At 50.8% G+C, this 12,827-nt stretch carries 11 protein-coding genes; 6 read left to right on the forward strand and 5 right to left on the reverse strand.

Annotation, left to right across the window (positions count from 1 at the left end):
* Nucleotides 1-372 precede the first annotated feature (372 nt).
* The 4 genes from ACW6QF_RS17570 to ACW6QF_RS17585 all read right to left on the reverse strand — a co-directional run bounded on the left by ACW6QF_RS17570 (nucleotide 373) and on the right by ACW6QF_RS17585 (nucleotide 5,944).
* The gene (locus ACW6QF_RS17570; protein ID WP_456088747.1) at nucleotides 373-663 is read right to left on the reverse strand and encodes a hypothetical protein; all 291 of its coding nucleotides are present in this window, start codon (nucleotides 661-663) and stop codon (nucleotides 373-375) included.
* A 233-nt stretch (nucleotides 664-896) separates the two neighbouring features.
* The gene (locus ACW6QF_RS17575) at nucleotides 897-1,754 is read right to left on the reverse strand and encodes an AraC family transcriptional regulator (RefSeq protein WP_456088748.1); all 858 of its coding nucleotides are present in this window, start codon (nucleotides 1,752-1,754) and stop codon (nucleotides 897-899) included.
* Nucleotides 1,755-1,899: 145 nt separating this feature from the next.
* Nucleotides 1,900-2,931 carry an aminotransferase class I/II-fold pyridoxal phosphate-dependent enzyme gene (locus ACW6QF_RS17580; protein WP_456088749.1) on the reverse strand — a complete coding sequence of 344 codons (1,032 nt, stop codon included), beginning with the start codon at nucleotides 2,929-2,931 and terminating at the stop codon, nucleotides 1,900-1,902.
* 25 nt (nucleotides 2,932-2,956) lie between these two features.
* Nucleotides 2,957-5,944 carry a glycoside hydrolase family 3 N-terminal domain-containing protein gene (locus tag ACW6QF_RS17585; RefSeq protein WP_456088750.1) on the reverse strand — a complete coding sequence of 996 codons (2,988 nt, stop codon included), beginning with the start codon at nucleotides 5,942-5,944 and terminating at the stop codon, nucleotides 2,957-2,959.
* 195 nt (nucleotides 5,945-6,139) lie between these two features.
* On the opposite strand from ACW6QF_RS17585, the gene ACW6QF_RS17590 reads away from it, so the two are divergent.
* The 5 genes from ACW6QF_RS17590 (at nucleotide 6,140) to ACW6QF_RS17610 (ending at nucleotide 10,812) form a co-directional block, all read left to right on the forward strand.
* Nucleotides 6,140-6,895, forward strand: coding sequence for an NIPSNAP family protein (locus ACW6QF_RS17590; RefSeq protein WP_456088751.1), 756 nt, complete (start codon nucleotides 6,140-6,142; stop codon nucleotides 6,893-6,895).
* A gap of 50 nt (nucleotides 6,896-6,945) precedes the next feature.
* Nucleotides 6,946-8,184 carry a glucuronyl esterase domain-containing protein gene (locus ACW6QF_RS17595; protein WP_456088752.1) on the forward strand — a complete coding sequence of 413 codons (1,239 nt, stop codon included), beginning with the start codon at nucleotides 6,946-6,948 and terminating at the stop codon, nucleotides 8,182-8,184.
* A gap of 136 nt (nucleotides 8,185-8,320) precedes the next feature.
* Nucleotides 8,321-8,668, forward strand: coding sequence for a 50S ribosomal protein L19 (gene rplS / locus ACW6QF_RS17600; RefSeq protein WP_298550472.1), 348 nt, complete (start codon nucleotides 8,321-8,323; stop codon nucleotides 8,666-8,668).
* Nucleotides 8,669-8,841: 173 nt separating this feature from the next.
* Nucleotides 8,842-9,891 carry a DUF2776 domain-containing protein gene (locus ACW6QF_RS17605; protein ID WP_456088753.1) on the forward strand — a complete coding sequence of 350 codons (1,050 nt, stop codon included), beginning with the start codon at nucleotides 8,842-8,844 and terminating at the stop codon, nucleotides 9,889-9,891.
* A 222-nt stretch (nucleotides 9,892-10,113) separates the two neighbouring features.
* On the forward strand, nucleotides 10,114-10,812 hold the full coding sequence (locus ACW6QF_RS17610; protein WP_456088754.1) for a hypothetical protein: 699 nt from the start codon (nucleotides 10,114-10,116) through the stop codon (nucleotides 10,810-10,812).
* A 71-nt stretch (nucleotides 10,813-10,883) separates the two neighbouring features.
* Here the strand turns inward: ACW6QF_RS17610 and eno are convergent, their stop codons facing one another.
* The gene (gene eno / locus ACW6QF_RS17615) at nucleotides 10,884-12,167 is read right to left on the reverse strand and encodes a phosphopyruvate hydratase (RefSeq protein ID WP_456088755.1); all 1,284 of its coding nucleotides are present in this window, start codon (nucleotides 12,165-12,167) and stop codon (nucleotides 10,884-10,886) included.
* A 222-nt stretch (nucleotides 12,168-12,389) separates the two neighbouring features.
* Between eno and ACW6QF_RS17620 the strand changes: the two genes are divergently transcribed.
* Entirely contained in the window at nucleotides 12,390-12,785 is a 396-nt protein-coding gene (locus tag ACW6QF_RS17620; RefSeq protein WP_298550464.1) for a hypothetical protein, read from the forward strand.
* Nucleotides 12,786-12,827: the final 42 nt, after the last annotated feature.

Below are 12,827 nucleotides of genomic sequence, written 5' to 3' on the forward strand. Positions count from 1 at the left end.
AATTTATAATGTTAATTAGTGTAGATAAAACTCAGACTTTTATATGCGATAGCCCTAAAGTTCTATCCAACGGGTGGGATACTTTTCAATTATTTTAGTGGAGTACTTTTCAGTTATTATCTACACAACGTACAGTAAAATGCAGCAAATAGCACGGTTGCCAACTCGTTACCACAAAATCAGGTAATATTCCTAAAGCCTTTATAATAAAGCGATAAGAAATTCATTCCAGAATTAGCGAAATAGTTTGAGACCGGGCTCAAAGGACTACTGTTCCAGGGCAACCGCACCAAATCTCGCCAAAAGATGGATGTAAAGTTTGTACGGGATCTGCTTCACCGCCTTCACCTTTTCTGCCCTATCCGCTGTATATCAACGTGAGGCAGGGTGAAGCCGCTGTTTCGTTTTGCCTTCACCCGGTTGTTGCGCCTTCACCTCTTTTTCTCTATTGGCATATCGGCATAAAGAACAATCAGGTGAAGGTTGCTTGTAAGAGGTGAAGGCAAAAAACGACTTTGCCTTTACCTCTATAGGCCTTTCCAAACAACGCATGCCGTGAAAAGGTGAAGGATAAATCCCGGAATTGCCACAAACTTTTCCATAAAGGCGTCCGGCAGCTGTTTTTTCTGGTTCCTTTCCTCCCAAATATAGCTTCCGTCTCATAAATAACAGCCTATATCCTATTGGGGAATAGCCTATATCCTATTGGGGAATAGCCTATATCCTATTTGGAAATAGCATGTACCCTATTTTAAAAGAGCTTGCATCCTTTCCGAAAGCGATAGGCATTCCCTTCGGAAAAGCCGCCGAGGCTTTTGCCGTACCACAGGCTTGTCTGTTTGCCCACCCATGAATCAGCATTTATATTCCTGCCAAATTTTGGTGCGGTTGCCCTGTTACTGTACCGGAATACAGATTTCCGTCAGCAGATTTTCAGGCTTCGTATTGCGCGGATCGTTCAGATAGCGTTCGTAGCTCGGCTCGTCACGAAGCGTACAACCCATCTCCGGCAATTTCTTTACATAGATCGTATCGTAAACGGCTTGCAGATATTCGTATGATCCCTCATAAATAAAGGTGGCATAACGACCGGCCGGAATCTGCTTGGCTCCGACTTCTCCTTTCGGCAGAACAGGAGCGGGGATGATCATGCAGACATCCGTACGCAACTTATCTTCGGATGTCACTTTCGGATCGTCGTGATAGATACAAAGCGGACAAGGATCGATTGTCGGCAAGTTATGCTCGCGGGCAAAAGCATAAAGCTTCATCCAGGTTCCGCCATAATCATTCTGGCGGTAATCGCCCGTCAGGCGGATATAAATCACATTGCGAACGGGAATTTCTTTTATCTCGGCCTCCAACTGCAAGTCGGGCCATATCTTTTCTGGTCTCATAATCGTGTACTCTTTATTGTTTCTATATTCGTTAGGTGAAATAGAATAGAACTGCCTGAAAGCCTTCGATAGGGAAGAAGGTGCACCATACCCGATGCGGTAAGCGATATCCCCGACGGACATATCCGTGTAGCGAAGCAGGTGAGCTGCAGTCTCGATCCGTTTCCGCACAATGAACGCCCCCAAGGGCTCTCCTAAAAACGCACTCATCACCCGGTGGAAATGGTACGGGGACAAATGCGACATTTCGGCCAGCCGGTTCAGGTCTATATCATCCCCCAAGTGATTATTGATATACTCGATCACCAGGTTCACCCGTTTCAGGTATTCTTCTCTTGTCGTTGTTCGTTGTTGCATGTTCTTTTTCTATTTTACTTCGCAAAGGTAACGTCCCTCCTGCCTGATAACTTTTCCAATCTTGCTAACTTACTAAGTTCTCAGGCATCTTCATGAACGAGAAGCCATCTCACGAAACGACATCAAGGTGAAACTGCCTTCGACATCAAGGCGAGACGGAGAGCCATTCCCGTACTGCCTCGACAAGCACCCGGTTCTCATCTGCCGCCTGGGCCGATATACGGATATAACGTTCGTCCAGGCCGCGGAAATTGGAGGCGTCACGGATCAGCAGGCCGTGACGATCCCACAAATATTGTTTCAACTCAGCAGCCGTTCCTTTTTTCAGGCGGGCTAAGAAGAAAGTCACGGATGTCGGCAATGCTTCGAGGTTGCCCAACTCATTCAGCCGGTCGATCAGGCAGGCAGTCTCGCGCCTCCATTCACGTACGGGCAGGATATATTGCTCCGGATGCGTCAGGATGTATTTGCCGGCCTCCACAGCGATTGCGTTGACAGACCAGGGAATGATGTACCGGTTTATCTGCCCGGCCTTTTCCGGAGAAGCGATCAGGTAGCCGATGCGGAGTCCCGGTATATTATGCGCTTTCGAGATCGATTGGATCAGGATCAGGTTCGGATGAAGGCGGACATCCGAGGGCTTCAACAACTCTTCCGTCGTGAAGGCGACGTATGCCTGGTCGATGATAAAGACCGTCTGTCGGTTCGCCTCGATCAGTGCTAACAGTTCCGCCCGGCGGATCAATTTGCCGTCCGGATTGTTCGGGTTACAGATCCAGCAGAAGTCCTGCCCTTCCAGCGAAAGGCCGGACAAGTCGCACGAGGTCGGAAAGAAACTGACCTCATGCCCGTACAGGCGGCAAGCATCTTCATACTCTGCAAAAGAGGGAATGGCAATAGCCGACTTTGCCCCTTTCCATGTTTGTGCCAGCAGATAGAAAGCCGTGATGGAGCCGTTCGTAACCACTATATTCTCCTCCTCCACCTCATAGCAGCGGGCAAGCAAGCGTTTCAGGGAAGAGGCATCCGGTTCCGGATAGCGCGTGAGTTCATAAAACCGCCTGTCCAGGTGTTCCCTGAGTGTGCGGAGATCGGCCCCGTGCCATACATTTGAACTGAAATTTATCTTTACCTCTTTCTGCGAATTATAGTGGTCGTCACCGTGTCCGAATAACATGATTAAAAAATTAAGAATTAAAGAATTAAGAATTGTTGATTGCTTTATAGATTGCGTCTTGGATACGTGTACGGATCTCCAGCGAACTCAGCTTGTTGTTGGCCCGTGTCGGGTTCACCCGGTTGGACAGGAAGATATACAGCAGGTTGTTATCCGGGTCCACCCAGAAGCAAGTGCCGGTAAAACCGGTATGCCCATAGACGGAGGCGGGAGCCAGGCTACCGCAAGGAGATGCTTTTCCCCCGCCAACTACCGGCTTGTCGAACCCCAAGCCGCGACGACAAGTCGGGCTTTTGCTTTGGGTGAAGAGGCGACCGGTCTCTTTGGACAAATATTCTTCGCCGCCGTAGCTTCCCTGGTTCAGATAGAGTTGCAGCACTTTCGCCAGGTCACCCGCATTGGAGAAAAGTCCGGCATTGCCCGAAACGCCCCCCTGGAAAGCAGCCGCCTCATCGTGCACATAGCCGCGCAGCAGTTGACGGCGGATGAAACCGTCGTACTCGGTCGGGACGATCTGCGCCGTATCGAGGATGTGCAAAGGATTATAGGTCGTATGCCAGGCTCCGAGCCGGCTGAAGAACGTGTCATGCAACAGGCAGTCCATCGGTTGCCGCATCTGCTTTTCCACCATCATCTTCAACAGGATGAAATTGATGCAGCTGTATTTGTACTTGCCGCGCACACCGAGGCGCGAGTCTTTGATCTCCCGGATAATGGTGTCTTTAAAAGAGTCGTGCAGATACATGTTGCGGGCGATCTCTGTCGTAAAACCCGGCTTCTTCCGGGCGGATACCAGATCGGGGAGAAAAGAGAAGTCGTTACGCACATATGTCCGGGCATCGAAACGGACCGGATGCGCCTGGTTCTTTGCATTGCTGTACAGGCTGCCTTTGTAGCTGTCCCTGTCGATCGCGTTCAGGTAGAAATTGATCGTCGGCGTCAGGCCGGACTGATGGTAGAGGAGGTCTTTGATGACCAGGTTCTTTTTGTCCGAGTCCTTCAGTTCGGGGACGAAATCGGATATCTTATTGTTCAGCGTGAACTTCTTGTCATCATAGGCTTTCATAACGGCCAGCAAGGTCCCCGCCGCTTTGGAGGAAGAAGCCAGGTCATAGACGGAGTTTTCGTCAACAGCCTGTTTCTTGTCATAGTCGAAATAGCCGAATGATTTGTCATAGATAATCATGCCATCTTTGGCAACGAGCACCTGGCAACCGGGAAAAGCCTTCTGCTCCAGGCCGTCTTCCACGATAGAGGCGATCACGTCCAAACGTTCGGGGCTTACGCCCACTTCTTCCGGCTCATGATAACCGAGACGTGTCTTTTCGGTAAACACGCCCGTCCCCGCCGTGTACAGAGTGGGAATGGAAACCGGCAGCTTTCCTTTGACCGCAATGCCGCCGAAGATGGCTTGCGCCGCATATTCCTGAGCAAGCGGCGTACCCTCGTAGGCCATTACGACCGCTTTGGCTTTCAGAATGGAAGGTTTATATTCTTTACAAAAATAGGGCAAGGTGAAAAAGGCATAGACCAGTTCTTTCCTTGCTGCCAACTGGCGCAGAGCCGGGCTTTCCGGAATGCGGACCGTGTGTACGCCGCAAATGATCACATCGTATTTCTCCAATTTCTTATAGACACTCTGCACCTGGGCGACCGTCGCATTGCGACCGATGCTGAAACAAGCGATCGAGTCGTAGCGCCCCAACATCTTCTGGAACTCGTTTCCTACCCCGTCGCCGATAGACAGGGCGGCGATCTTTTTCTTATCGAGTTGCTTCAACGGGATGATGTCGCCTTCGTTCTTCAACAAGGTGATCGCTTCTTCATTCAACTTGGCAGCCAACCATGCAGCATGGGGAGAGTTCAGCCGTTCGGACAAACCTTTCGTCTCGACCGGGCGATAGTGGTTCAGCCCGGCAATGTATTTATATTGCAGGATCTTGATGATCTTCGCTTCTATCTCTTCCCTGTCCAATATACCTTCATCCAAGGCTTCTTTCACGGCTGCGAAGTCATTGATCGGGGCCGCCGGAGCCAACAGGATATCATTGCCCGCCAGCAACGCCTTTACGGAAGGATTGTCGGACTTGCGGGTAGTCGCGCCTTTCATTGCCAAGGCATCGGTAAAACAGAGCCCCCGGAACCCGAGTTCTTTTTGCAGCAGGCCGGTGACGACGGCACGGGACATGGAAACCGGCTTATCGCGAGACTTGTCCAATGCCGGGACATAAAGATGTCCGGTCATCACGCCGGCATAGCCGTCATAGATGTAACGCTTGAAAGGCAGCAGCTCCACACTGTCCAGGCGTGCCCGGTCCTGATGGACGGCAGGCAGCGTGTAATGGGAATCCTCGGCGGTATCGCCATGTCCGGGGAAATGCTTGGAGACGGACAGGATGCCCTGCCCTTCCAGTCCGCGGGCATACGCCAGCCCTTTGTCGGCCACCGCCTGCGGATTCTCGCCGAAGGAGCGCAGACCGATCACCGGGTTGTCGGTATTGCTGTTCACATCCATATCGGGTGCGAAATTGATGTGGATTCCCATCTCCTTGCACTGCCGGGCGACTTCCTTGCCGTATTCGGTTATCAGGTCGTTATCCTCGATCGCCCCCAACATCATGTTCTTCGGGAAACGGGTCGTACCGGAGAGGCGCATGGAAAGTCCCCATTCTCCGTCCAGCGACACGAGCATCGGGACGCGGGAGGCTTTTTGCAGGCGGTTCGTCACCTCGGCCTGCGTGACCGGATCGCCTTTATGGAAAAGGATGCCGCCGAGCTTTATCTCATTGACGTAACGCATGAGGCGTTGCATATTGCGCGTGTCGGATTTCGGGTTGGCGATGACCATAAAGAGTTGCCCGACGCGTTCGTCGTAGCTCATCGCGTCGAAGACGGAGTCCACCCAATGATTCATTTTCGCCTTGTCCACTGCCCGGTAAAGGTTCGGCGTCGTCTGTGCGACAGCGGAAAGAACGGCAACACAACTAAATAAAAAGATATATATTTTCTTCATCGAAAGAGTTGAAATTTATGATTTATAATTTATGACTTACGAATAATGATCACAATGTCTTTCTAATAAATCATACTTCATAAATCATAAATCAAAACAAATGTACAGAAATTACCCTGATATTTCCTACCTTTGAGGTGTTTACTAACTAATTTTTAATCTAAATTCTATAGAACCATGCAAAGAAGGCACTTTATGAAGCTGACAGGTATGTTGGCTACGCTCCCGGCTATCAAGGGGATAGCTGCGACCTCCGAAAAAGCCGCTTCCTCCGGAAAGCAGCTATACGAATGGCGGATCTACACGCTGGAAGGAGACGCGGACGGCCTGGACGACTTTTTCCGCGATACACTGATCCCGGCCTACAACCGGAAGAACATCAAAGCCGGCGCTTTCGCCCCCTACAAGAAAGAGGAAAAAGAACGCCGCCTGCTGCTCTTTGTCTATCCTGATATCACTACTTATTATAAGGTAAAGCGAGAGATCTGGGACGACACGGCATTCAGGAAAGCGGCACAGCCCTATTTCGACAAGACGGCTCCCCACCCGGCTTACTTCAATTTCGAAAGTTTCCTGTGCGAGGCTTTCGACAAAGTTCCTTCCCTTCTGATGCCGGACAAGAACCGGACGATGTTCGAACTCAGGACGTACCACAGCCCCAACGAAGAGGCCAACCAACGGAAAGTCGCGATGTTCAACAAAGACGAGATAGATGTTTTCGACAAAGTCGGCATCAACTCCGTCTGCTACGGGGAAGTATTGGCCGGCCCGATCATGCCGGCGGTGATGTATCTCACCTGGTACAAGGACGAAGCGACACGCAATGCCGCCTGGGACAAATTCCGTACACACCCGGACTGGCAGCGGATCAAGAACCTGCCGGAATATGCCTATACGGCCACCCGGAACACCAGCCTGTTCCTCTCGCCGTTGCCTTATTCGCAGATGTGAGAGAATTAAGAATTAAAAATTAAGAATTAAAAAATTAAGAATTGATTGTGATGAGACAAACCTTATTCCTCCTGTGCCTTTGGGTTGGCAGCCTGTTGGCGGGGCATGCCCAGGAAGCCGATGAAGCGAATTACGACGAAAGCAAAATACCGCCTTACACCCTGCCCGCCCTGTTAAAGACGGCCGACGGCCGGGAAGTGACAACCGTGCAGCAATGGGAACAGGCCAGACGGCCGGAACTGTTGTCCGTCTTTACCGAACAGGTATATGGGAAGATGCCGGCGGACAAGGTGGATGTGTCCTACAAAAAGCTGGACGACAACCACAGTGCCGTCAACGGCAGCGCCACCCGCAAACAGATCGAAATCACATTCAGTCATAACGGTGTGGAACGGAAAGCCCTGCTGCTGATGTACCTGCCGAACCATGTCAAAACAAAAGCGCCTGTATTCCTGCATTTCAACTTCCAGGGGAACCAGACCATCTCTCCGGACCCGGACATCATCCCGTCGCAACACTCCGACCGCCCACGCGGCAACCAAGCATCGCGCTGGCCGGTGGAAAAGATCATCGACGCCGGCTACGGGCTTGCCACCGTCCATTACTTCGACTTCTTCCCCGACAGCAAGGACAGGTATGCGGAAAGCATCCTCGCCCTCTTCGGCTATCGGTCGGAAGGAGACATCCCGGCGGACGACGGACAGGCGATCGCCGCTTGGGCATGGGGCTACAGCCGGGTGATGGATTACCTCGAAACAGACTGGCAGGTCGATGCCTCCAAAATCATCCTGATGGGACATTCCCGCCTGGGCAAAACCTCCCTCTGGGCAGGCGCGACCGATCCGCGTTTCGCAATCGTCGTCTCCAACGAATCCGGATGTGGCGGAGCAGCCCTGTCCAGACGGCAGGTGGGCGAGACGGTCAACCGGATCAACCACGCTTTCCCCCACTGGTTCTGTCAGAACTTCCGCCGGTATAACAAGAAAGAAGGCGAACTGCCGATCGACCAGCATGAACTCTTGGCCCTCATCGCCCCCCGCCCCCTTTATGTGGCAAGCGCTGAAGAAGACCGCTGGTCCGATCCGAAAGGTGAATTTCTTTCGGCCGCATACGCCGGAGAGGTCTACAAGCTCTACGGGATGAAAGGATTGGAAACGACCACGATGCCGGCGGTCAACACACCGATCATGAACCGTGTCGCCTACCACAACCGTACCGGCGTGCACGATGTGACGGATTTCGACTGGGAGAACTACATCAGGTTCGCCGACAAATGGCTGCTGAAGTAAAATTTATTTCCGGCTACTGCTTGCGTATCAAATAATTATTTCGTTCCTTTGCATCCGCTTTACGTAATCTCTGTCGGGACAGGTAGCCCGTTACATTGCGTTTCATTAAAAATTACAATTAAAAAGCTTAAAAACAATGGATTTAATTAAAGTTGTAAACGAAGCGTTTGCTACGAAGAAGGAATTTCCTGCATTCAAGAGTGGTGACACTATTACAGTTGCTTACCGTATCAAAGAAGGTAACAAAGAACGTGTCCAGCAGTACAGAGGTGTCGTAATCCGCATCTCAGGTCATGGTGACAAAAAACGCTTCACAGTGCGTAAGATGTCTGAAAACGTAGGTGTAGAACGTATTTTCCCGATCGAATCTCCGTTTATCGAAAGCATCACGGTTAACAAGTATGGTAAAGTGCGTCGCGCTAAATTGTATTACCTGCGTGCTCTTACCGGTAAGAAAGCAAGAATCAAAGAAAGAAGAGTGTAATCTCTGTGGTTCTATTGCCATACGAAAAAGCCGTCCGATTCATTTCGGGCGGCTTTTTTGTTGGATACGCGTCGGAATCTCCGTCTACACCTAAAAGTATTTATAAAATGTAAAGAACAGGAACAAACCCCTGACAGGCGTTGTTTGTCTGGAAACTCAAAAAAGATGTTCCTATGAATTACGGCATTAGCGTTCTGTTCAGGGCAATTCCTTTGCTTATGGCCCTGTTTTGTTTTGGTTACGGCTGGTTCGTCACCTCCTACGGGACAGATCCGAACCGGTATGTGGCGGGGCCTGTGGTTTTCTCGCTGGGTATGATATGCATCGCACTGTTCTCGACGGCCGCCACCATCATACGGCAGATCATCGGGACGTTCGGGCAGGTCAGTAAATATGTGCTTCCGGGAATCGGCTACCTTTCGGCCGTTCTGGCTGTCATAGGCGGCGTGCATCTCCTGCATGCTTCTCCGGACTCGGCTTCATTCGTTGCAGGGCATGTGGTATGCGGCGTAGGGTTTATCACGGCTTGTGTCGCAACGACCGCCACATCCTCCACCCGTTTCACCATGATTACCGAAAATGCCAGAAAAAGCGACCACGACGTTCCGCCGAAAGCCTTTACCCGGGCACAGGGGCTGATGCTGATCGCCATTGCCGTCATCCTCTCGCTGACAACCTGGATATGGGCGTTCGTGCTATTGTCCAAAGGCGGCTTACACCCTAAATATTTTGTTGCCGGACATGTGATGATCGGACTCGCCTCGATCTGTACCAGCCTGATCACGCTGGTTGCCACCATTGCCCGGCAGATACGAAACATTTTCTCGCCGACCGAACGCAAGATATGGCCGGTACTGGTCCTCGTCATGGGAAGTCTTTGCATCATTTGGGGACTGATCCTGATACTGGGAACCGCCGACATGGCGCTCGGTTCGACCGGCTACATCATGATCGGCTTGGGTTTGGTTTGTTACAGCATTTCCAGCAAGGTGATATTGCTGTCGAAGATATGGCGACATGAGTTCAAACTATCCAACCGCATCCCGCTGATTCCCATCTTCACGGCGTTGACTTGCTTATTCCTGTCGGCTTTCCTGTTCGAGATGGGTTCCGTCCACGGATACTATTTCGTTCCGGCACGCGTATTAGCCGGGTTGGGAGGCATTTGTTTCACGCTTTTCTCCATCGTAAGTATTCTGGAAAGCGGGACTTCTTCACATTAGGACAGGCCGTGACTTAACAGAAAAACCCGTATCTTCTATCCTTTTCCTTCGGACGCATTAGAAACCGGGATGTGTTCCATAAACCGATGGACAGTAGAGCGGGAGCGAATATGATAGGAGAAAAGGACTAACGGATCAAGTCTCATAGTTTGACACCCCTCCTTTTTTAAACATAGTACAAGGCCTCTTTGTTATTCTTTCATATTTTAAACAACTGAGAATATGAAAACAAGGAAATTAATCGGATTACTTTTTCTCCTCCCGTTACTGGCGGCCTGCACTGGCCATAAAACGGCAAACGAAGCGGCGCAAGCGGAAACCTTTACAAAAGATACGATCCCGACCGGCCCGAACATCTTTTACTTCAACGGAGACTTCACCTATTATGCCGATGCCGCCACACTGAAAGACTGCATCAGCGGGGCCGTCCTTCCGGTAGCCATGAAAGGCGAATACCTCAAAGTCGAAAAGAAATACCAGGAGATGAAGCCGAAAGAGATGGAGGCCGTCAATTGCGGCGTAATGGGCTATCTGGTTCCCAAAGAAGCGGACGAGGAAGGCCCCGATATGCAGCTCCTGATCACCGGGCTGGTCGGATTCGACCGGACAACTTCCTGCAATCCGAAAGACATCATTACCGATGCCGTCTACGCCGCTTATCATCCGAACGAGAAAGAGGCCCGGACAAAGACCTCCATCACCTTCGACAACGATTACACATTCCAATGCACGACCTACCAATTATCACCCGCCAAGTTCGTAAGCGACTACAGGGGGCACTGGTTCCGTACGGCAAAAGACAACATCGTACTGCTGGTCAACGATGAAGTCCTGTATGAAGGGACAATCGATTACAGCAACATGAACCTCATCCTGCAAAACGACAACGAAAACGAGGTGATCTTCAGGAAAGGCGCCTGAATTACAAAAAAGGAGACTGCCCATCCGCGGACAATCTCCTTTCACTTACATCCAAATCATTAACGGGATTCTTACTTCTTGTAAGTCTTATATCCATAAACAGCCAAGTCGCCCAACTCCTCTTCGATGCGGAGCAACTGGTTGTATTTGGCCATACGGTCGGAGCGGCTCAACGAACCGGTCTTGATCTGTCCGCTGTTGGTCGCCACAGCGATGTCGGCGATCGTGGCATCTTCCGTTTCGCCGGAGCGGTGGGAAGTGACGGAGGTGTAGCCGTTGCGGTGCGCCATTTCGATCGCATCCAATGTTTCGGACAAGGTACCGATCTGGTTCACCTTGATCAGGATGGAGTTGGCGCAACCTTCTTCGATCCCCTTCTTCAGGAATTCAACGTTCGTCACGAACAGGTCGTCACCGACCAACTGGCATTTGCTTCCCAACGCCGCAGTCAGCAGTTTCCAGCCTGCCCAGTCGTTTTCGTCCATACCGTCCTCGATAGAGTCGATCGGGTATTTGGCAACCAGGCCGGAGAGGTACTCCACCTGCTGCTGGGCGTTACGCTTGGCACCTTTGTCGCCTTCGAACTTCGTATAATCGTATATGCCATCGTGATAGAATTCGGAGGCGGCGCAGTCCATTGCGATCGTCACGTCCTTGCCCGGTTCGTATCCGGCAGCATTGATGGCAGCCATGATGGAGTTAAGGGCATCTTCCGTTCCGTCCAAAGCAGGAGCGAAACCGCCTTCATCGCCGACAGCCGTGCTCAGGCCGCGATCGTGCAACACCTTCTTCAAGGCATGGAACACCTCGGCTCCCATACGCAACCCTTCGCGGAAACAGCAAGCCCCTACCGGGCGGATCATAAATTCCTGGAAAGCGATCGGAGCATCGGAATGCGAACCGCCATTGATAATATTCATCATCGGAACAGGCAATACATACGCATTCGTTCCGCCGATATAGCGGTAAAGAGGCTGGTCCAGATAGTGGGCAGCCGCCTTGGCAACAGCCAGGGAAACCCCCAACATGGCGTTGGCGCCGAGGTTGGACTTAGTCTTCGTGCCGTCCAGGGCAATCAGTTTATGGTCGATCTCACGCTGGTTCAAGGCACTCATGCCCAGGATAGCGGGAGCAATTACGTTATTGACATTATCGACAGCTTTCAGAACCCCTTTGCCGCCATAGCGTTTCTTGTCGCCATCGCGAAGTTCGATCGCTTCGTTTTCACCGGTAGAAGCGCCGGAAGGAACGGCTGCACGGCCAAAAGCGCCGGAAGCCAGATGTACATCTACTTCAACAGTCGGGTTACCACGTGAATCAAGGATTTCTCGTCCTACTACTTTTACAATTTCCATACTTCTAATATTTGAGTTTTATCTTTCGTACAAATATAACAAAAGAGGGCGGGGCTTTGTTGGGAGAACAAGATCGAATTTATTTATCATGTCATTTACGCAATTGACAATAGAGGCCTGGGGGAGAAACAGCATCTTTATCCCACTTTTCTCTAAAAATCCCTCAACCTTTTTCCAACCGCATTGTTTCTTTTATACGATAGAGTTTTTAAATCGGCCATGATGAAAAGGTTATTATCCATATTATCACTTCTTCTCCTGCTTATCACCGGACAGGCAATCATGGCCGCGACAGGCGAATCCGCTGCGGACAAAAAGCAAACGGCCGTTACATCCAACGAGAAAGCCCTCTCCTTGCAACATAAGATAAAATACTTCGAACTGAACCAATGCCCTAATGCAGCCCCCTGTCTGAGCAACCGTGTACAACATTCTACGGAGATAGGCGAGCGGTTCCTGAAAACCGTCTCCCGCCAGCTCGAACAGTCCTTGCAAAAGGGACAAGATGCCCTCAACAAGATATCGGAAATAGTATCAGTCACTCACTCTTTAAAATGTTCTTCCCTTCGTATACGGGCGGGCCATTGGGTCTACGTCTTACGAAAAATTATTATTTGATAGTCCATACTGTTGGTTTTAGTAGCTGAGAGTAATCGTCTC

It is taken from the genome of Parabacteroides sp., from assembly GCF_977054455.1.